This is a genomic window from Sphaerisporangium fuscum (genome assembly GCF_018531465.1).
In the GTDB taxonomy this organism is placed as follows: domain Bacteria; phylum Actinomycetota; class Actinomycetes; order Streptosporangiales; family Streptosporangiaceae; genus Sphaerisporangium; species Sphaerisporangium fuscum.
On sequence record NZ_JAHDTF010000025.1, the window covers coordinates 16,074 to 34,637 of the forward strand.

Consider the following 18,564-nt stretch of genomic DNA (forward strand, 5'->3'; position numbering starts at 1 on the left):
GGCAGGCGAGCGACCGGTACGTCGCCGCATGAACAATTCAGCCGATCAAAGCACGGCAGGCAAGCCCGCTCTAGGACTGGGTGGGCAGTGGCAGGCGAGCACGCAGTTCGGTCATGCCGGGGCCCGACAGACGTGTCAGGGCGGCACTTCGCCCATTCAGCAACAGGAGGATCGCCGCGATGGACCCTTCGACCCGCTGTCCTTGTCCCACGGACCAGGCACAGTCGGTGGCCGCGAACTCGAGTCCCTTCAACTCCTGACGGGCCTGAAAGGACCACCCCATGGTGAAGGGCCATTTCATGGTCCAGATCCGGGTTGCGGAGAAGGCCGCGGCCCGCACCGGCATCGGGCGGTCTCGTCCGAGGGGGATGGCGATGTCCTGCCCGTGGACGAGGATGTCCAAGAGCGGCTGCCCGCCGGGCGCCTTCCTGCGGGAGCCCACCATGCCCCGCAACAGGGCGCTGATCTGGCGCACGGGCAACTCGGCTTGCCGTACGGCGGTGTCGTGAAGCATGCGGTTGATGTCTCCCCGGGCCTTCAGCAGCTCACGCGCCGCCTGCGCGACACCCATATGGGCAAGGGTCAGGTGGGCGGCGACGTCGCGCACCCGCCAGCCCGAGCACAGGGATGCGGCCTCCCATTCCTGGTCGGAGAGGTCGTCAAGAAGGTCCGCGAGAGTGGACCGCTCGTGATCGATCGCCGGCCATATCTCATCCCGGTCCATCCCAGCCTCCTGCCGGCGCACCCGAAAACCAGTGTGGTCATTCAACTCTCCTGGTACGCCGGTCCTGCCTTCGGGGTTCCCGTCGCGATCGCGGAAGCCCGGCCCTGAACAGCGAGGTCCGCGCCATCGTGGCGGACAGGGCGGGATGCGCCGCGGATCCGGAACGCGGTCGGCGCCGCCTTCGGCGTGGTGGCGAAGGGCTGGGTGCAGGGGGCACAGGATTCCGGCCTGGACGGCCCGGCCGAGGTCGACAAGGCGCCGGCACATCTGGAGTCGGGCCTGGGCTTGTGAAGGGGTCTTCAACCGGAACCCGGGTCTGACGTGGTCGCGGCCCGGTCGAGGCGGTCGCGGACCTCGCGCAGCACCGGGACCAGCTCCGGCGGATCCAGCACCTCGAAGTCGAACCCTTTCACCGCCACGTGCACCGCCAGCTCACGCAGGGAGTTGGAGCCGGCCGTGAACAGGCAGGTGCGCGCGTCCACGGCCTCCAGCCGTCCAGCGCCGGGCGAGGTGCGCGGGGCCACCGCCTCCAGCGGGGCGTGGAAGAGGACGCGGGCCTGGTAGGTGTACGGCGCCGAGGTGATGGCGTGCGAGACGTAGGCGGCCGCGTCCTCCTCGGGCGGCATGCGCGGCGTGAAGCGCGCTCCCGGTGGCCCGAGCGGCTCCTCGATCCGGTCGACCCGGAAGGTACGCCAGTCGTCCTTGGCCACGTCCCACGCCACCAGGTACCACCGCCGCGGGGTGTGCACCAGCCGGTGCGGTTCGACCTCGCGCGCGGTGACGTCGTCGCGCCCCCGGTAGCGCAGCCGCAGCCGGCGCCGGTCGCGGCAGGCGGCGGCGATCGAGGCCAGCAGATCGGCGCTGACCTCCGGATCGGCCGCCCCGGGCAGCGCCACGGTCGCCGCGCGGAACGCCTCCACCCGGTGCCGCAGCCGGGATGGCAGGAGCTGCTGGAGCTTGGCCAGCGCCCGCACCGCCCCCTCCTCCAGTCCGGCGACGCTGCCCGTCGCGGCCGTACGCAGGCTGATCGCCACCGCCACGGCCTCCTCGTCGTCGAGCAGCAGCGGCGGCAACGCGGCCCCCACCCCGAGCCGGTACCCGCCGGTCACACCCGGAGTGGCGTCCACCGGATACCCCAGCTCGCGCAGCCGTTCGACGTCGCGCCGCACGGTGCGCAGGCCGACCTTCAGCCGGTCGGCGAGTTCGGCACCGGTCCAGTCCGTACGCGCCTCCAGGAGCGACAGCAGGCGCAGCAGCCGCGCGGAAGTTTCCAACATGGGCACCATTGTGGCCACGATTGGTGCCTGAACCTGACACCAATGGCCCATACCGTGATGGACATGACGAACGAGATCCAGCCCTACCGCGTCGATGTCCCGCAAGCCGACCTCGACGACCTGCACGAGCGGCTGCGCCGCACCCGCTGGGCCCCCGAGCTGCCCGGCACCGGATGGGAGCGCGGCGTGCCGACCGGCTACCTGCGGGAGCTCGCCACCTACTGGGCCGACGGCTTCGACTGGCAGGCCCAGGAGGCGGCGCTCAACGCGTACCCGCAGTTCACCACCACCGTGGACGGCACGCAGGTGCACTTCCTGCACGTGCGCTCCTCCGAGCCCGACGCCACGCCGCTCCTGCTGCTGCACGGCTGGCCCGGCTCGGTCGTCGAGTTCCTCGACCTCATCGGCCCGCTCACCGACCCCGTGGCCCACGGCGGCGAGGCCGCCGACGCCTTCCACCTGGTGATCCCGTCGCTGCCGGGGTACGGCTTCTCCGGCCCGCTGCCCGGCCCCGGCTGGACGGACGGCCGCACCGCCGCGGCGCTGGCGGAGCTGATGTCCAGACTCGGCTACGACCGGTACGGCGTGCAGGGTGGCGACGTCGGCGCGTTCATCGCTCCGCTGGTGGGACGCGCCGCGCCGGACAGTGTCATCGGCGTGCATGTCAACGGCCTGCTCACGTTCCCCAACGGCGATCCGGCGATCATGGGTTCGCTGAACGAGGCCGAGCGTGGGCGGCTGGCCGGGATGAAGGAATGGCAGGAGAAGCTGGGCGCGTACATGCAGGTCCAGGGCACGCGCCCGCAAACGGTCGCCGCCGCGCTGCACGACTCCCCCGCCGGCCAGCTCGCCTGGATCGTGGAGAAGTTCAAGGACTGGACGGACCCGTCCGCCAAGCTCCCCGAGGACGCGGTGGACCGGGACCGGATCCTGGCGGACGTGAGCATCTACTGGTTCACCGGCACCGCGGGCTCGGCGGCGCACACCTACTACGAGCGGTTCAACGACTTCAGCATGTGGGCGCCGAAGGAGCGCGGGACGGTGCCGACCGCGGTCGCGGTGTTCCCCACGGACTTCTCGATCCGCCCCCTGGCCGACCAGGCGCACAACGTGGTGCGCTGGTCGGAGTTCGAGCGGGGCGGTCACTTCGCGGCCCTGGAGACCCCCGACCTGATGATCGCCGACCTCCGGGTGTTCTTCCGGACCGTGGGCTGACCGAACGGCAGGGGCTGGGGTCACAGAGAGGGAAGGGACAGGCGGATGTCACCGTGCCGGTAGTGACATCCGCCTGTCGAGTCTGATTACTTAGAGTCGCTCTTTGCGACTTTCTGTAATCGATGTTTCGGGTTGGAGGACCATGACCGTCCCAATGCGGCGCATCCTGGCCGCCATCGCCCGCACCCGCCCCGAGCAGCCGCTGCCCAATTCGGCTGCCCCCCTCGCGCCCCGCACCTGCCAACCGACCGGTCACCCGCAACGAAAGGGACTCCCCGTGCGCATCAGGACCGCCGCCACCGCCGCACTCGCGCTCACCACCTGCCTGACCGGCACCCTCACGCTTGGACCGGCGGCCTCGGCCGCGCCTGCCCGCGACCAAGACGTCATCAACAAGACCAGCGGAGGCCGGCTGGCCCTGTACGGCGACAGCACCGCCGAGGGGGCGACCGCCATCACCCTGCGCGACCCCGCATGGAACTACCGCACCGAGGTGTGGGAGAGCGACTCCACCTGGCAGGCCGACGAGACCGGCACCTGGACCACCGTGCTGAAGAACCAGGCCGCCAACAAGTGCCTGCAGCCCGCGGCCGCCGCCCCCCAGCGCGGCACCACCATCATCGTCAAGACCTGCGACGGATCCGACCTGCAAAAGTGGATCCTGCAGGGCGAGAGGGTCGACGGGAAGTACACCGGCTGGTGGATCTGGCGACCGAAGGTCAACAAGAACCTGGCCATGAAGCTGAACAGGTACAACGACGGCAGCTGGGACACCCTGCACCTGGACACCGCCTACCCCAGCTCCGACCGCCTGTGGCGCATCGCCCCCAACGACGCGCCCTGGCACCTCTGAGACTCCCGCCCCCTTGGCGTGTGCGCACCGCCGTCCTCGTCGGCGAGATGCGCCCGGGCGAAGGCCAGCAGGTCGAGTGGGGTCATGCGTTCGGCCCTGGTGTGGGGAAGGATCGCCCCATGCGCCTGACTCGCACCCCCCTCGCCCTGCTCTTCACCCCGGCCATCGGGCTCGCCTCGCTCCTGACGCTCTTGGAGGTGAGCACTCCCGGCCTGTCCTACTGGGCACTGGCATTGGCGCTGTACTGGCTGGCCCTCGCCATCACCTGGGCGTGGATGCTGGGCCCGGGACCGGGCCGGCGGGGGTGGGCCCCCTGGATGTTCATCCCGCTCGCACTCGTGCTGGGCACCGTTGTGCTGGTCGAGACCGACGTCCCCTTTCACGCGCGCTTCGCTCTGTCGGAGCCGACACTGGAGCGCTACGCCCGGTCGGTGCGCGGTGACTATGTCAGCGATCGATGGTGGGGCCTCTACTGGGTGAACGACGTGGAGAAGATCCCAGGTGGCGCGAGGTTCATGGTCACCTCGACCACGATGAATTGGAAGAGGTACGGCTTCGCCTACATCCCTGATCGGGCACTGAGGCCAGAAGAGGGGAGGTACGACCACTTCACGGGCCCGTGGTACATCTGGAGCGAAGGACCCTGAACGAAACGGCCGCCAGGAACGGATGGAACCGCCATGGCCGGGGCGGATCACTCGCATCGCACGTTCGGCTGGGCTTCTGCTAGGCCTTTCGCACGTGTGCGTCCCTGGCCGGCGTCGTCACGGGGCTGCCGGGTCTCGCCATCCTCACTGATCGGAGTTCCCTGGTATCCGGCCAGTGGTCTTTGCCCTGCCCAGGCAATGACCACTGGCCGCGACCGAGCCGGCCGCCGAGGTCGTCGAGGAATCGTCCGCCTGCTGAGGTGCGGCGGGGGGCCGTCATTCGCCGGGGAAGACGACGTCCAGGCTGCGGCGGATCTCATCCAGGGAGCGCATGATCCGTAGTGTCTCGGCGAGCGGCATCAGGTCCGACTCCGAACGTCCGGCGGCGACGCACCGTGCCGCTTCGGCGGCCTCGTAACACAGTCCGCCCTCGCGCCGTTCGGGGACGAAGGTGTCCAGCAGTTCACCCTCGCGGCTGATCAGCCGGACCGTCGCGGGCGCGTAGAACTCGCCCTCGATCTCCAGGCGGGCCAGCGTTCCCGACACCGACGCCGTCGTCGGCGTGCGTGCGAACAGCGTGGTGTTCAGGACGCCGTGCGCCCCGGCCTCATTGGTGACGAGGATCGAGGCTTGTCCGTCGACGCCGGTGAACGCCTTGGTGCCGACGGCGGTCATCGACGCGAAGGGGCCGAGCACCATCGATGCGAACGACACCGGGTAGACGCCGAGGTCCAGAAGCGCACCGCCCGCCAGCTCGGGCGCGTACAGGCGGTGGGTCGCGTCCGGCACCATGAACTGACCGTGGTCGGCGGTGACCACTCGTACCTCACCGAGCAGGCGGGAGGCGAGCACCTGCCGGACGACGTCAACGTGGGGCAGGAACCGCGTCCACATCGCCTCCATGAGGAACACGCCCCGTTTGCCCGCGGCCTCGATCAGTTGCTCGGCCTCGTGGGCGTTGCGGGTGAAGGCCTTTTCGACGAGGACGTGCCGTCCGGCCTCGATCGCCTGCATCGCATGGGTGAAGTGGGCAGAGTGCGGTGATGCCACGTAGACGATGTCCACGCGGCTGTCGGCGAGAAGTTCGGCATAGCTGCCGTATGCCGCAGATATCCCGAACCGGTCGGCGAAGGCACGGGCCCGCTGCGCGTCGCGTGACCCTACGGCCACCACGCGCTGCCTGGTGTGCGTGTGCAGCGCGTCGGCGAAGGACGCGGCGATTCCGCCCGGCGCGATCACGCCCCAGTTCAAGCCGGGCGCGGCCTCGGGCGATGGCGTGCGCGGCGCGGGCAGCACCCCTGCGCGTGATCCGTCATGCTCGTGCCCGCCGGTCGGCAGGGGCTGCGACATAAGACTCCTATCGGGAACGAGATGGGCGCAGAACGCTCTTGCGGGCAGGCGCGGTCAGCGCCGGCTTTCGCCGTTCGCGTTTCGGAGTGCGGGCCGTGGGGGTGACGCTGCCCGGCCAGAATTCCTCACGCCACCTAAAGCGGACATAAGGGGCGCTTCGGGAGTCGCCACCTACCCACGGCCGCTTGTCAGCCCTACCAGAGCCTCAAGGGGAAGCTGCCAGGTCCGACGTTGCCGAGCGTGACGGTGTTCGCCGAGAGGTACTGGTCCAAGTACGGCGAGCGGTCACCTTGCGTCGGCACGTCCGACCTCGGCGCCTGCACGTCCAGGCCCAGCCGTGCGCCGGAGACCGTGATCGCGTGGCCGGAGGGCACGGCCAGCCAGCGGCCGGAGTCGATGGTCCCGATCTGGACCCCCAGCCGGTGCCCCCGTGCGAAGGTCCAGTCGGTCGACTTCAGGTCGAACGAGATCGGCCCTCCGCGCTCCAGCAGGGCGACGTTCTCGTCGAACATCGTCGCCGTGCCGTCCGGAGCGACGTCCCACAGGCGAACCATCACATTCCCGCTCGTACTCGCGTTGAGCCTGATCCTCGGCGTACCGGTGAGGCGGAGGTCCTGGGCCGCGGGCGTCGACCAGGTCCAGAAGCCGGTGTCGGCGGCGTCACCCCGCTTGGCCGCGTTCTTCTCGGTGCCGGACAGCGGTTCGAGCCGCGGCGCTCGCTCCATGTCCCAACCGCCACGACCGGCCGGGGAAGCGGCCGTCGGGGCACCGCCGTCGTCGACGTACCGCCCCGAGGAGAGCCGGGCGTCGTACGACGTCGTGGTCACCGGCCAGGTCCTCTGGGCGCGCCAGTGGCCGAGGCTGTCCTCGATGGCGTACGCCGGGTCGGTCACCGACGGTGCGATGCCGCGCAGGTACTGGTCGTAGAACCGCATCACCTCGTCGAACCAGCCGGCGCGACCCTGCAGCAGCCGGCCGTCGGCGTTGGTGTCGTTGCCCCGCACGTGCTCCCACTGGCCGAGCCAACCGCGTTCCCGGCCCCGATGGTTGCCGAGATACACCTCCATGTCCTCAGGCTTGGTGTTGGGCTCGATGAACCCCTGGGTCACCAGCAACGGAGTGCTGGTGCCGGCCGCGTGGGCGGCCAGGTCGCGGGCCCTCCAGTACGCGGAGTGCGGGTCGGGGTCGTTGTTGTTGCTGAGGTTGTCGCTCAGGCACTTCGGATGGCTCGTCTCGTACTCCGCGTTCGCCTTGTACCGGTCGCTGTCGTCAGCCATGGGAGGGATCGTCGCGATCGAGTTGTACGCCATCGGCGTGCCCGTGACATTGGGGCGCGGAACCTTGTTGCTGAACAAGTAGTTGTACATGTCCCAGACAGGCTCCTGCGCGACCACCGCCTTGAGGCTTGGCAGCTTGAGGTTGTTGCCCACCAACCCGGTGACGGCGTCGTAGGACTTGCCGTACATGCCGACCTTGCCGGTCGACCAGGGCTGGACCGCCGCCCACTCGATGGCGGCCCGGACGTCCGCCTGCTCGCCCGGGCCGACCCAGTCCAGGCATCCGGTGCTGCCGCCGAAGCCGCGCAGGTCGACCATTACGAACGTGTAGCCGCGCGCCATCAGGCCGGCGCCCTTGACGAAGTCCTGGAAGCGCGCCGACGGTCCGACCCGGTCCCACCCCTCGGAGCCGGTTTGCCCGGCGTGCGCGAAGTAGGGGCCCACCGAGACGATCACCGGTGTCCTGGCTTCGGGTGGCAGGTGAGCCGGGCGCAGGACGTCGGCGTGCAGCTCGACGCCGCTGCCGTCCGAGGACGGGAAGTACGCCTCCGTCCACGCGGCGCCCTCAGGTACCCGCGGGTTCTCCTCGTGCGTGACCGGGGCCCCGGACGCCGCTCCGGACCGGGCGGCCGCGGGCGATCCGCCGGCGGCGAGGGTGGTGATGGTGACCAGTAAACCGGCCGCCGCGGCGGCCGACGCCTTCCCGCGAATGTTCATGGACACTCCCGTGATCATTGGCTGCCATGGGAGAGTAACGATTTTCGCGAGAATTGTCGCTACTTGACCTTTTGCCGAAAATCGACCGAGGAAGAGATCGATCGACGATGAGAACCATGCACGCGATTGAGGATTTCCGTAAATCGGGATGACTCCGCCGCGCTATGAGCCTCCTCGGCTGCTCCGTCACCCTGCGGCATTCAAGCTGCCGGACAGCGGCGGCAGGAGTAGGACGGGTTCAGAGCCAGCCGGCGTCGCGGGAGATGCGGATGGCGTCGATGCGGTTGCGGGCGCCGACCTTGCTGATCGCGTTCGAAAGGTAGTTGCGTACGGTGGCCTGTGACAGCGAGAGATCGGTGGCGATCTGGGCGACGCGGATGCCGGTGGCGGCGGCGCGCAGGACCTCGGTCTCGCGAGGGGTGAGCGGGCTGCTGCCGGTTTCCAGGGCGGCGGCGACGAGTTCGGGGTCGATGACGCGTTCGCCGCGGGCTATGCGGCGGATGCCGTCGGTGAGGGTGTGGGCGGGGGCGTCCTTGACGATGAAGCCTCTGACGTGGACTTTCAGGGCGCGGAGGAGGTTGCCGGGCTGGCTGAGGCCGGTGAGGACGAGGGTGCGGCAGGCGGGGAGGTGGGCGGACAGTTGTCCGGCGGCGGAGAGGCCGTCCAGGCCGGGCATGTCGATGTCGAGGACGGCTACGTCGGGGTGGACGCGGAGGGCGGTGGCGAGGACCTCGTCGCCGCGTCCGATCTCGGCGACGACCTCCATGTCGTCCTCCAGCGACAGCAGGGCGACCAGGGCTGACCGGATCATGTGCATGTCCTCGGCGATCAGCACGCGGATCATGCGACCTCCTCGGGGACTTCCACCGACAGCGTGAACAGGCCGTCGTGGGCGGTGGTGACCCACGTGCCGGAGGCGGCACGGGTGCGCTCGGCCAGCCCGGAGAGCCCTGTGCCCGGCCGGATGAGGTGGGGTGGGTCGGCTGCTCCGGTGCGTCCGGGTGGTCCTGTGAATCTGGACGCCGAAGGAAGCCGGGCGCCGTCGTTGACGATCTCCAGTCGTACCGTGCCCTGCCGGCGGGTGACGGTGATGGTACAGGCGCGGGCGTCGCTGTGACGTAGCAGGTTGGTGGTGCCTTCGCGGATCGCCCAGGCCAGGGCGTTCCGGGCAGGTCCGGACAGGGCCGGCAGGTCGGCCACGTCCAGACGGGTGTCGACACCGGCGGCGCCGAGCAGGGCCGCGGCGCCGTCGATCTCGGTGCGCAGCGATACGAAGTGCTCATCGCGGGTGATCGCGCGGACGTCCCGCAGCGCGTCCCTGGCGACGCCGGTCAGGCTCTCGATCTCGGCGCGGGCGGCGGCGGTGTCTTTCGCGAGCAGGCGGAGGGCCAGGTCGCCCTTGAGGGAGATGGCCGACAGGCTCTGGCCGAGCAGGTCGTGCAGGTCGCGGGAGACGCGGATGCGTTCCTCGCCGACAGCGGTGACGGCCGGCTCGGTGCGGGTGGCCTCCAACTCGTTCAGCAGCCGGACCAGGCGGGCGCCGCCGACCAGCGTGCCGGCGTACAGGATGAGGACGAAGAGAGCGTACGCACCCAGAAGGAGGGCCTGGGGGATGGTGTGGGCGCCGTCGCGCACCATGGCGATCACCTCCTTCACCGGGTTGTGCAGGAGCTGCACGGTCGCCGCGATCAGCATCAGACGGCCGCGTAGCAGCATCACGATCGAGGCGAGGGCGAAGGCGGTGAAGGCTTGCCAGTTCGAGCCGAGCCACCACAGCGGGACGTTGGCGAGGATGGCGAGCGCCGCCAGGGTCCAGGGCCAGCCCGACGGGCGCTCGCCCCTGGCGGCGGCCAGGCCGTGTCGCAGGCTCAGGCACAGGACCAAGGCGAAGGCGACGGTGGCGGCGACCGGGTCGCCGACCGGGCCGTCCATGCCGAGGGTCGTGTAGACGGGGACCTGTACGGCCAGCAGGACGTGCAGGGCGATCAGCGGCCAGAGGGGGTGGCGCACGACCCACCGCGGCGCGATCGGCGGGGTCATGGGCGGAGCTCGGACGTGTGGATGTGGGGCTGCACGTCGATGGTTTCGGTCGTGTCGTCGGCGCGCACGTCCAGGCGCACGCCGCTGGTCAGGACGGTCGCCGTGATCGTGCAGGCGCTCACCCCGTCGGTGCGCAGCAGGCGGGTGACCGTCGCGCGCAGGGCCGCCCGAGGCTGCGGTGCGATCGTGTCCGGGATGCCCGTGCGGGGCAGCCGCAGGCGGGTCTCGATGCCGGCCGCGGAGAGCAGGGTGGCGGCCGTGTCGAGTTCGGCCCGAAGGGACGGCTGGCGGTAGCCGCGTACCCGCTGCCTGGCCTCGGCGAGTGCACGCCGGGAATCGTCGGCGAGCCCGGCCAGCTCCGCCACCAGATCATCCTGCTTGCCGAGCGGGCTCCTCAGCAGGTCGGCGGCGCGTGCGCCGCGGGCCGCGAGGGACTCCAGGGCAGTGCCGAGCGTACGGTGGAGGTCGTCGTCCATGCGGCGCCGCTCCTGCGCGACCGCCCGCTGGGCGAGCACCTCTCTGGTCGACTGCAGGCGGACGAGGGCGGCGGAGAGCCAGACGAGCAGGAGTACGGCCCCGCTGCCGCAGAGCGCCGAGAGGGTGAGCCACGGCGCGGCGTTCCATGGCAGGCCCAGCAGCAGGGAGGCGGGCGCCGCCGTGATCACCAGCGACAGATACGCGACGAATGCCCACGGGCCGGGAAGGACCAGGACGGCCGAAACGGCGAGGCTCGCGTAGGCGCGGGGCCACATGTTCCCGGCCAGTGGAGTGACGGCGAGGATGACGACGGCCATCGCCGCGAATGTCCAGTGGCCGAACAGGGGGCGGGTGGCGTGTCCCGCGTACCAGACGTGGCGCAGGTGCAGAGGCAGGTACACCACGGTCGCCGCGAGGCTCCACAGTCCGGTGCGGATGTCGTTGCCCAGATAGCTGAACGCCAGCGCGACCTGCAGCAAGGGCAGCAGGCCGCTGCAGGCGACCGCGCCGACCGGAGCCAGCCGGACGACGTGGCCGGATCGCCAGAATGCCGCCAGCCGAACCGCCCCCCGTCCCCGTGCCCTGGCTGACCAGGTTAGGCGACCCGCTCGAGCGGCGACCACCAGCGGCGGCCTGGCCGGGGAGAGTGGGAGGGTCATGGTCGGTTCAGCCGGTCAGCGTGTACGGCGGGAGCAGGTCGCGTGACCTGATGCTCCTTGGCCATGGCCTAGGAGTTCACCTCGCCGGTGCCGATCACGCGGCCGAGGTTGTCGAGCTCGTTGGCGCGGCCGGCGGCCAGCCGCTGGGTCCACTCCTCATCGTGCATCGCGTCCGCCGTCATCGTGACACGGACGCCGTCCTCGACGGTCTCGAGCTCGACCACGGTCAGGAAGTCGTACGGGGCCACGCCGGGGATGAAGTCGGCGAGCGAGGTGTAGGAGAGCCTGCCCGGCTCCGACACCTCGACGAACTTCTTGCGGGATTCCGTGCTCAGCGGCAGCCCGTGGCTCTCCATGAACGCGATCTGTTCCGGGGCCGTGGCGGTCATCGTGTAGATGAGGTCGCCGCCGGGCCGCAGGTCGAGCGTGCCGACCTCGACGGTGAAGCCGTCCGGCGACCACCAGGAGGCGATGCCCTCGGGCGTGGTCCACAACCGCCAGACGTGCTCGGCGGTGGTCGGGTAGGTACGCGTGATCCGCACGCCCTCGTGGGCCAGTGTCATGGTCTGCTCCTGTCAAGTGGGTGATGACCCCCTACCCTGCACCCCGGACCGCCCGGACAAACAGATACAGATGTCACTTAGCGCCCCGTGTATTTTGCACGGACGGGCAAGGAGAACGGCAGCGGTAGTCGGGAGGAAAGGGGCCGTAGGCGTTGGCCTTGGCGGCGCGGGCCCGGATGCCCGGTATGGCGGTGATCCAGCGCAGCAGCGGTGGTGGAGCGACGGGACGGCCGGTGTCGGGCGCGGCGGCCACGCGCCGTTCCGTGCGGACCTGCTGCGCCTGCACCCGGCGGATCGCCGGCTCACGCTCTCGGCGTCCGGCGGGTCGGAGTCGCGCCGGGGCAGGCGAAACGGGGTACGCCATCGGCGCCGTGGCTCGCCGGTATCGTCACGCGCTCGGGCGGCCCGGGAGTGACGCGGCGGTTCGTCGCAGGCGACCGCGCGATCAACGGACGCAGGCGAACCCCAGAAAGACGAACCCCCCGGACCCGTGGGTTCGAGGGGTTCGGACGTCCTGCAGAGCCTTCTCGGGGGTTGATGCTCCCAGCAGAGAGCGGCTGTCACACGGGAGTCCGTGTCACAGCCGCTCTGCCGCGCGTAGCGTGCCAGGAAGACGGGCGGAGCGCCGTATGTTCTTCAGGTCTTCTGCGTGAGCTTCGCGGGACGGATCGCCACATCATCGATCTGGAACGCGGGTCCGGCGGTGCTCGCGTTCCAGACGAAGGTCCAGTCGACGCGGGTCGTGCCCGCGGGCGCGGTGAACGTGCCGGCTGCTTCGGTCCAGGCGGTCTTCTGGGCCAGGGAGACGGCGTCGGTACGCAGCACCGTGCCGGACTCGTCACGCCACCGCACGTTCCACGTCACGGCGGGCATGGGCGCCACGGCCTCCCGGTACCACAGCGACACGTGGTAGCTCGTACCGGCGACCACACCGCTGTATCCGGGGAAGTTGTCAAGCGCCACCGCGCTGCCGAACGCCTGGGTGCTGGTCATCTGCAGCGAGCCTGTGCCACCGTGCGCGCCGCCGGTCTGGTGCGCCAGACCGGCCCCGTACCACGGGGCGTAGGGCGAGACCGACGAACCGGACTCGAAGTCCTGCTCGACGATCGCCGGCGGGACGGGCGTGCCGCCGTCGAACGTGCTGCCGGCGTCCTGGCCGTACTGGGGGCCGACCCACTGCCCGGGCAGGATGCGATTGCCCATGTCGGTGACCCTGAACTGCCACGGTCCTGTGTAGGTGTTGTCGTGCCAGGAGTTGTTCGACCCGTGGACGATCGACTGCTGGATCACGGCGCCCTTGTACGGGGACCAGTCCGGGTAGGTACCCCAGTTGGACAGCAGGGCCATGTGCCCGCAGTACTGCGTCGGGCAGCCCCCGTTGACGGCACTGGGGTCGAAGGCGAACGTGTTGTGGTGGATGTCGACGTTCTTCGTCCACCAGCGGCAGTTGGTGTAGAGCGGCTCGCTTGCGATGGCGGGAGCCGAGCACTGTGAGGTGTTGGTCGGTCCGACGATCAGCGTGCAGTCGCCGGTCGTCGAGGCCGGGCTGTTGCAGAACCGGTCGGCGTTCGCCCACGCGGTGATCCCGCCCCAGTTGTTCTCGAGCAGGTTGCCGGTGATCTCGATCTTGCTGGTCCGCGCTTTCAGGCGGGGCTCGCCATCCGCCTCGGACAGGTAGATCGCCGCTTCGGGGAACGGATCGCCCTTCGCCGCCCGCTCGGCACCGGAGGCCCAGGCGTTGCCGCGGATGGTGTTGTTCCGGATCACGGCGTTGTAGCTGATCTCGTAGAAGATCGCGAGCGAGTCGTTGCCCTCGATGAGGTTGTCCTCGATGAGGAAGTCGTTGTTGTTGGTGTCCGCCCAGACGCCCGGCCCGTGGTTGCCGTGGACCCAGTTGCCGGTCACGTCGGCACCGTTCACCGCCCAGAACTTCATGCCACCCGTACATCCGCACCCAGGGATCTGGTGCTCCCAGTCCTCGGTGTTGTTGCCGGTGAACTCGTTGTCCGCCACGACCAGGCCGGTGATGGTGTTGCCGGACTTGTACGCGTTCAGGCCGTACTGACCGTTGTCCTTGAAGCAGTTGCCGCGGATCTTGTTCGAGGCCCCGGCCATCAGCCCCGCGCCGGCGTTGTCGCGGATCGTGTTGTGCTCCACGACCCAGCCGTCGCCGGAGTCGTGGTTGACCACACCCTGATCGTGCGGCGCGACGAATCCGGTGATGGTCAGGTACCGGATCGTGACGCCGGTCGCCTGCTGGGTGAACGCGAACCGGTTCAGCCGCTGCCCGTCCAGTACCGCGCCGGGCGCGCCGATGAACGTCGCGCCGTTGCCGGGCATGATCTGGGCGTACTGGTCGGTGCCCAGCGTGTGTGTGCCGGTCTCGAAGTAGTACGTGGTGTTCGCCTGACGTAAGTTCACACCGCTGTTGTCGCCCGCGGGGACCACGACCGCGCCGGAGGGCGGTGTGGTCGGGCCGTTCAGCGACGAGCTGCCGCAGACCGCTGCCGTTGCCGCTGCCGTTGCCGTTGCCGTTGCCGTCGTCGAATCGGTTGCCCGATCGACCGCGTCGCCACTCGCAGGCGTCGCGCCGCCCATGACAACCGTGGCGAGGGCCACCAGCGCCACCGGCCAGGTTCTTCGCATTCCTGTTCTCCTTCAGGTTTTGACCAGCCTTGGGCGCACTCGACCGCCGACCCTCGCCGATGTAGCCAGGGGTCGCGCCTACCCTCAAGATCAAATGCTGAGAGAGTACTTCAGGGCCGATGCCGGCGTCCTGCTGATCAGGAACAGCGACAGACATCACGTCGTCGCGGGGTTCCGGCCACGGGGTGGCGATCGCGGCCTCGGCCGCCAGCCTCAGGACCTCGGCGGCGCTCGCGGGCGTGGCGGGCTTGAACGTCTGAACGGCGATCGCTCCTGCGGTCATCGCCGCGACCAGGCCGCTCGCCAGCATCACACGCCGCAGGCCCGCCCTTCGGGCCCGGGACCGCCGCTTCGTGCGGGCTTCGGCCAGGAGGGCGGTACGGGCGGGGGCGAGGCGGTCCACCGTGGGGTGCGCTTGTCGCGCAGTTCGGTCAGGTCGGTCAGCTCGTTCATGAGGTCTGCTCCGTCGTGGGATCGGTGCTGCCGAGGGCGTCGCGGACGATGGCCCGCGCGGTTGAGGCGGGAACGGACCGTTCCGATCGGGATGGGCAGGGCTGCACTGTCCGCGCTCGACCTCTGCGGGAGTGAGCGGCGACCTGACCAGGGCTGCGCTGCTACCGGGATAATATGGCCGGTATAGTTATTGGATGCGCGAGAAGGGCACCGCATGATCGAGATCCTGAGCCCCACCGAACTGGCCCGAGCAAGGGGCACAGGCGCCGTGGTCGCTGACATCTTGCAGACACTGAAGAGCCGTAGCACCGTCGGCACGAACCTCCTGGACATCGACCGGTGGGCCGAGGAGATGATCGTCGAGGCTGGAGCACAGTCCTGCTACTTCGACTACGAGCCGTCCTTCGGACGCGGGCCGTTCGGCCACTACATCTGCACGGCCGTCAACGACGCCGTGCTCCACGGACTGCCGTACGACTACACGCTTGCCGACGGCGATCTGCTGACACTCGACCTCGCCGTCTCCAAAGGCGGAGTCGCCGCGGACTCCGCCATCAGCTTCATCGTGGGCGAATCAAGGCCCCCGGAGAGCGTCGCGATGATCAGCGCAACCGAACGCGCGTTGAGCGCAGGGATAGCCGCTGCCGGACCCGGGGCTCGCGTCGGTGACATCTCCCATGCCATCGGCTCGGTCCTCACCGAGGCGGGGTACCCGATCAACATCGAGTTCGGAGGCCACGGCATCGGATCGACGATGCACCAGGACCCGCACGTGTCGAACACCGGACGGCCCGGCCGTGGGTACAAACTGCGCCCTGGGCTGCTGCTCGCGCTGGAGCCGTGGGTGATGGCGGACACCGACGAGCTCGTCACCGATGCCGACGGGTGGACGCTCCGAAGCGCGACAGGCTGCAGGACAGCGCACAGCGAGCACACGATCGCCATCACCCACGACGGCGCCGAAATCCTCACCTTGCCGAGCTCGGAGCGAGGATGAGCGCGTAGTCGGTGACGTCGAGAGGCTGCCCGCTCCGTTGGGGCCGCCGGTCCGGACGGACTGCGTCCAGGAGCCGGTGGGCGGCCGGTCATCGGTCGCGCCCCCTCTGCTTGGCCTTCTTGCCGCCCCAGCCGGCCAGCAGTGCTCCGGCGATGGCGGCCGCCGCGTGACATGCCAGCCACACCGCGAATCCGCCGGGCAACCATGCGAACAGCCCGGCGTTGCCGTGGTCGACCAGCAGCCGGATGGCACCTTGTGCTCCCAGCACCAGTAACACCAAGCCGATGATCTCCACGGTGACGTGCTTCATGTGCACTTCGTCTCCCATCGCCCCGTAGGGCCGTGACGGCAGGCGTGGCCACGCCCTCCACAGTTTGTGGTGCGATCGAACCATAACATCGACATTGGTACGATCGCACCACAAACGAGCCGCGAGGACGGATGGCATGCCGAGACAGGTGGACCACGACCAGCGCCGTCGCCAGATCGCAGAAGCCGTCTGGCGCCTGGCCACCCGTGGCGGGCTGGAAGACGTCACGTTGCGACAGGTCGCCGCCGAGGCCGAGGTCTCCGCCCGGCTGCTGCAGTACTACTTCGGCACCCGCGACCAGCTGCTGCTCGGCGCGCTGGAAATCCTCAACGACGACGCCGAGCGACGAGCCCGTGAACGCCTCACGACGCTCGGCGAAGCGCCGGGCACGCACGCACTCGTACGGGGAGTGTTGCTCGAACTGCTCCCGCTGGACGAGGAACGGCGTAACCGGCATCTGGTGTACGCCGCCTACTTCGTCCCCTTCCTGATCGACCCCGCCCTGGCCGAGGTCGCCCGGGACGCGCCGCATGCGCTGGAGAACCTCGTCGCGGATCTGATCACACAAGGCCAGGAGCTCGGCCAGGTGCCCCGCCACCTCGACGCCGCGGCCGAGGCCGCGTTCCTGGTCGCAGGCGCCGACGGGATCCAGACCACCGTCCTGCTCGGACAGCGGACCCCCGAAGAAGCCGTGGCCTTGATCGATCATCAACTGGCCCGCATCTTCCCGGCGACGGACCACGGCTGACACATGCCTTCAAGCCGAGCGTCGAGCAGGGTGTCATGAGAAGTGACGTGATCCCTGGCCGGTCCGGAGGTACGTGAGATATGGAGACGCCCGACTGTTGGAGCGTTCTGAGGCTCGTAAGCTATCGATCATGAGTGTTACCCTCAGCGACTCCGCACGGGAGATCCTCGACGCCCCCAACATCGGCATCCTCGCCACGCTCAACCCCGATGGCAGTCCTCAGACCTCGGTCGTCTGGGTCGGCACCGACGGTGACGACGTGGTCATCTCCTCCCAGGCCGGAAGGCGCAAGGTCCTGAACCTGCAGCGGGATCCGCGCGCCAGTCTCAGCGTGTTCGACCTTTCGGATCCCGAGCGATATGTCGAGGTCCGCGGGTTGGCGACGGTCACCGAGGACGAGGGAAGGCGACTGGCGGTGGAGCTGGCGGAGAAGTACGAAGGCGCCGGCGGCGGAGAAGAGTACCTCCGGCTCCCCCCGGAAAACGTGCGCGTGGAGATCCGGATCACGCCGCAACGCGTGCTGGGCTACTCGGCCTGACGGACCGAAGTCGAGTGACACTCCCTGTGCCCGGGCCTGGATGGGCACGAAAGGAACGCCGGCCCGCAGCCGCTCGCAAGCGGGCCGCTGAATGCTCCTCGGGCAGAGTTCGGGCCGTCATCGCGGCTTGGCCCGGAACGCCCGGCGGTAGGCGCCTGGCGTCGTGCCCACGGTGCTGAGGAAGCGCCTGCGCAGATTGGTGGCCGAGGACAGACCGACGCGGCGGGCGACGGCGTCCAATGAGAGGTCGGAGGACTCCAGCAGGTCCCGGGCCGTGGCGATCCGCTGGGCGAGCAGCCACTGCCCTGGGCTGGTGCCGAGCTGATCGGCGAACCGGCGGGCGAGGGTACGCGTCGAGAGGCCCGCGTGCGCGGCCATGCTCTCGATGGTCACCGGTTCGCCGAGTCTTTCGGTGATCCATTCCAGTAACGGCGCGAGCGTGTCGTCGATCTGTGCCGGATGCGGCGGCGTCGAGTACTGCAACTGCCCGCCTTCGCGGTGGGGCGGCATGACCATGGTCCGCGCGACATGCGCGGCGTACCGGGCGCCCTGGTCCTTGCGGACCAGGTGCATGCACAGGTCGAAACCGGCCCCGGCGCCGGCGCTGGTGGCCACGTCACCGTGATCCACGTACAGCACATCCGGGTCGACCTGGATGGCCGGGAAGCGCGCGGCGAGCTCGTCCGCCAGTGCCCAGTGGGTGGTCGCCCGCCGTCCGTCCAGCAGACCGGCGTGCGCCAGCGCGAAGGCGCCGGAGCAGATGCTGACCATCCGCGTTCCGCGGGAGTGCGCGCGGCGCAGCGCCTGGACGACCGCGGGTGAGGGTGGCCTCCCGGCCGGCAGCCAGCCCGGGATGATCAAGGTGTCCGCCCGGTCGAGTGCGTCCAGCCCATCGGGCACGAGCATGTCGTACCCGGCGTGGGTCGCGACCGGGCCAGGACATTCGGTGCACACGCTGAAGGCGTACCGCGTCGGGAGCTCTCGCCGCTCGATCCCGAACACCTGGGCCGCGCAGGCGAGCTCGAAGGTCGACTGCGGTGGGCGTACGAGTGCCACTACGCGGTGCATGGCAG

Annotated in this window: 18 protein-coding genes; 6 read left to right on the forward strand and 12 right to left on the reverse strand. The window is 69.7% G+C overall.

From position 1 onward, the window contains the following. Positions 1–70: 70 nt before the first annotated feature. The gene (locus KIK05_RS29745) at positions 71–724 is read right to left on the reverse strand and encodes a maleylpyruvate isomerase family mycothiol-dependent enzyme (RefSeq protein ID WP_214414192.1); all 654 of its coding nucleotides are present in this window, start codon (positions 722–724) and stop codon (positions 71–73) included. A 299-nt stretch (positions 725–1,023) separates the two neighbouring features. Next, positions 1,024–2,001, reverse strand: a complete 978-nt coding sequence (locus KIK05_RS29750) for a helix-turn-helix transcriptional regulator (RefSeq protein WP_214414193.1) — start codon at positions 1,999–2,001, stop codon at positions 1,024–1,026. 63 nt (positions 2,002–2,064) lie between these two features. On the opposite strand from KIK05_RS29750, the gene KIK05_RS29755 reads away from it, so the two are divergent. The 3 genes from KIK05_RS29755 to KIK05_RS29765 all read left to right on the forward strand — a co-directional run bounded on the left by KIK05_RS29755 (position 2,065) and on the right by KIK05_RS29765 (position 4,716). Next, positions 2,065–3,216 (forward strand): epoxide hydrolase family protein, encoded by a 1,152-nt coding sequence (locus KIK05_RS29755; RefSeq protein ID WP_214414194.1) that lies wholly within the window; start codon positions 2,065–2,067, stop codon positions 3,214–3,216. A gap of 142 nt (positions 3,217–3,358) precedes the next feature. Next, positions 3,359–4,069: an RICIN domain-containing protein gene (locus KIK05_RS29760; RefSeq protein WP_214414195.1), complete on the forward strand. Its 711-nt coding sequence runs from the start codon at positions 3,359–3,361 to the stop codon at positions 4,067–4,069. A 119-nt stretch (positions 4,070–4,188) separates the two neighbouring features. Then, positions 4,189–4,716 (forward strand): hypothetical protein, encoded by a 528-nt coding sequence (locus KIK05_RS29765; RefSeq protein ID WP_214414196.1) that lies wholly within the window; start codon positions 4,189–4,191, stop codon positions 4,714–4,716. Between the two features lie 276 nt (positions 4,717–4,992). Here the strand turns inward: KIK05_RS29765 and KIK05_RS29770 are convergent, their stop codons facing one another. From KIK05_RS29770 to KIK05_RS29805, 8 genes are all read right to left on the reverse strand, one after another. Further along, the gene (locus tag KIK05_RS29770) at positions 4,993–6,066 is read right to left on the reverse strand and encodes a Gfo/Idh/MocA family protein (RefSeq protein WP_214414197.1); all 1,074 of its coding nucleotides are present in this window, start codon (positions 6,064–6,066) and stop codon (positions 4,993–4,995) included. 194 nt (positions 6,067–6,260) lie between these two features. Then, a complete protein-coding gene (locus tag KIK05_RS29775) occupies positions 6,261–8,060 on the reverse strand; it encodes a CocE/NonD family hydrolase (protein WP_214414198.1) in 1,800 nt (599 codons plus the stop codon). Positions 8,061–8,298: 238 nt separating this feature from the next. Further along, positions 8,299–8,904, reverse strand: coding sequence for a response regulator transcription factor (locus KIK05_RS29780; protein ID WP_214414199.1), 606 nt, complete (start codon positions 8,902–8,904; stop codon positions 8,299–8,301). Continuing rightward, the gene (locus KIK05_RS29785) at positions 8,901–10,100 is read right to left on the reverse strand and encodes a sensor histidine kinase (RefSeq protein WP_214414200.1); all 1,200 of its coding nucleotides are present in this window, start codon (positions 10,098–10,100) and stop codon (positions 8,901–8,903) included. The genes KIK05_RS29780 and KIK05_RS29785 overlap by 4 nt, the downstream gene beginning before the upstream one ends. Then, entirely contained in the window at positions 10,097–11,056 is a 960-nt protein-coding gene (locus KIK05_RS29790; protein ID WP_214414201.1) for a sensor histidine kinase, read from the reverse strand. Before KIK05_RS29790 ends, KIK05_RS29785 begins: the two co-directional genes overlap by 4 nt. A 248-nt stretch (positions 11,057–11,304) precedes the next feature. Next, positions 11,305–11,799, reverse strand: coding sequence for an SRPBCC family protein (locus KIK05_RS29795; RefSeq protein ID WP_214414202.1), 495 nt, complete (start codon positions 11,797–11,799; stop codon positions 11,305–11,307). A 636-nt stretch (positions 11,800–12,435) separates the two neighbouring features. Next, entirely contained in the window at positions 12,436–14,220 is a 1,785-nt protein-coding gene (locus KIK05_RS29800) for a right-handed parallel beta-helix repeat-containing protein (protein ID WP_214414203.1), read from the reverse strand. 534 nt (positions 14,221–14,754) lie between these two features. Beyond that, entirely contained in the window at positions 14,755–14,898 is a 144-nt protein-coding gene (locus tag KIK05_RS29805; protein ID WP_214414204.1) for a hypothetical protein, read from the reverse strand. Positions 14,899–15,112: 214 nt separating this feature from the next. On the opposite strand from KIK05_RS29805, the gene map reads away from it, so the two are divergent. Beyond that, on the forward strand, positions 15,113–15,895 hold the full coding sequence (gene map, locus KIK05_RS29810; protein WP_214414205.1) for a type I methionyl aminopeptidase: 783 nt from the start codon (positions 15,113–15,115) through the stop codon (positions 15,893–15,895). 88 nt (positions 15,896–15,983) lie between these two features. Here map and KIK05_RS29815 read toward each other — a convergent pair whose 3' ends face one another. Next, positions 15,984–16,205, reverse strand: coding sequence for a hypothetical protein (locus KIK05_RS29815; RefSeq protein WP_214414206.1), 222 nt, complete (start codon positions 16,203–16,205; stop codon positions 15,984–15,986). Between the two features lie 136 nt (positions 16,206–16,341). Here KIK05_RS29815 and KIK05_RS29820 point away from each other — a divergent pair, with 136 nt between their 5' ends. Both KIK05_RS29820 and KIK05_RS29825 read left to right on the forward strand, forming a co-directional pair. Further along, complete coding sequence (locus KIK05_RS29820) at positions 16,342–16,953, forward strand: TetR/AcrR family transcriptional regulator (protein WP_214414207.1); 612 nt, start codon at positions 16,342–16,344, stop codon at positions 16,951–16,953. 130 nt (positions 16,954–17,083) lie between these two features. Further along, on the forward strand, positions 17,084–17,491 hold the full coding sequence (locus tag KIK05_RS29825) for a PPOX class F420-dependent oxidoreductase (RefSeq protein WP_214414208.1): 408 nt from the start codon (positions 17,084–17,086) through the stop codon (positions 17,489–17,491). 117 nt (positions 17,492–17,608) lie between these two features. Here the strand turns inward: KIK05_RS29825 and KIK05_RS29830 are convergent, their stop codons facing one another. Beyond that, the gene (locus tag KIK05_RS29830) at positions 17,609–18,559 is read right to left on the reverse strand and encodes a GlxA family transcriptional regulator (RefSeq protein ID WP_250563695.1); all 951 of its coding nucleotides are present in this window, start codon (positions 18,557–18,559) and stop codon (positions 17,609–17,611) included. Between the last annotated feature and the right edge of the window lie 5 nt (positions 18,560–18,564).

Coding starts and splice junctions, on each gene's coding strand:
- KIK05_RS29785 (WP_214414200.1), bottom strand. CDS start 10,100: ATGACCCCGCCGATCGCGCCGCGGTGGGTCGTGCGCCACCCCCTCTGG.
- KIK05_RS29760 (WP_214414195.1), top strand. CDS start 3,359: ATGACCGTCCCAATGCGGCGCATCCTGGCCGCCATCGCCCGCACCCGC.
- KIK05_RS29750 (WP_214414193.1), bottom strand. CDS start 2,001: ATGTTGGAAACTTCCGCGCGGCTGCTGCGCCTGCTGTCGCTCCTGGAG.
- KIK05_RS29745 (WP_214414192.1), bottom strand. CDS start 724: ATGGACCGGGATGAGATATGGCCGGCGATCGATCACGAGCGGTCCACT.
- KIK05_RS29825 (WP_214414208.1), top strand. CDS start 17,084: ATGAGTGTTACCCTCAGCGACTCCGCACGGGAGATCCTCGACGCCCCC.
- map (WP_214414205.1), top strand. CDS start 15,113: ATGATCGAGATCCTGAGCCCCACCGAACTGGCCCGAGCAAGGGGCACA.
- KIK05_RS29770 (WP_214414197.1), bottom strand. CDS start 6,066: ATGTCGCAGCCCCTGCCGACCGGCGGGCACGAGCATGACGGATCACGC.
- KIK05_RS29780 (WP_214414199.1), bottom strand. CDS start 8,904: ATGATCCGCGTGCTGATCGCCGAGGACATGCACATGATCCGGTCAGCC.
- KIK05_RS29755 (WP_214414194.1), top strand. CDS start 2,065: ATGACGAACGAGATCCAGCCCTACCGCGTCGATGTCCCGCAAGCCGAC.
- KIK05_RS29805 (WP_214414204.1), bottom strand. CDS start 14,898: ATGAACGAGCTGACCGACCTGACCGAACTGCGCGACAAGCGCACCCCA.
- KIK05_RS29795 (WP_214414202.1), bottom strand. CDS start 11,799: ATGACACTGGCCCACGAGGGCGTGCGGATCACGCGTACCTACCCGACC.
- KIK05_RS29775 (WP_214414198.1), bottom strand. CDS start 8,060: ATGAACATTCGCGGGAAGGCGTCGGCCGCCGCGGCGGCCGGTTTACTG.
- KIK05_RS29765 (WP_214414196.1), top strand. CDS start 4,189: ATGCGCCTGACTCGCACCCCCCTCGCCCTGCTCTTCACCCCGGCCATC.
- KIK05_RS29820 (WP_214414207.1), top strand. CDS start 16,342: ATGCCGAGACAGGTGGACCACGACCAGCGCCGTCGCCAGATCGCAGAA.
- KIK05_RS29830 (WP_250563695.1), bottom strand. CDS start 18,559: ATGCACCGCGTAGTGGCACTCGTACGCCCACCGCAGTCGACCTTCGAG.
- KIK05_RS29815 (WP_214414206.1), bottom strand. CDS start 16,205: ATGAAGCACGTCACCGTGGAGATCATCGGCTTGGTGTTACTGGTGCTG.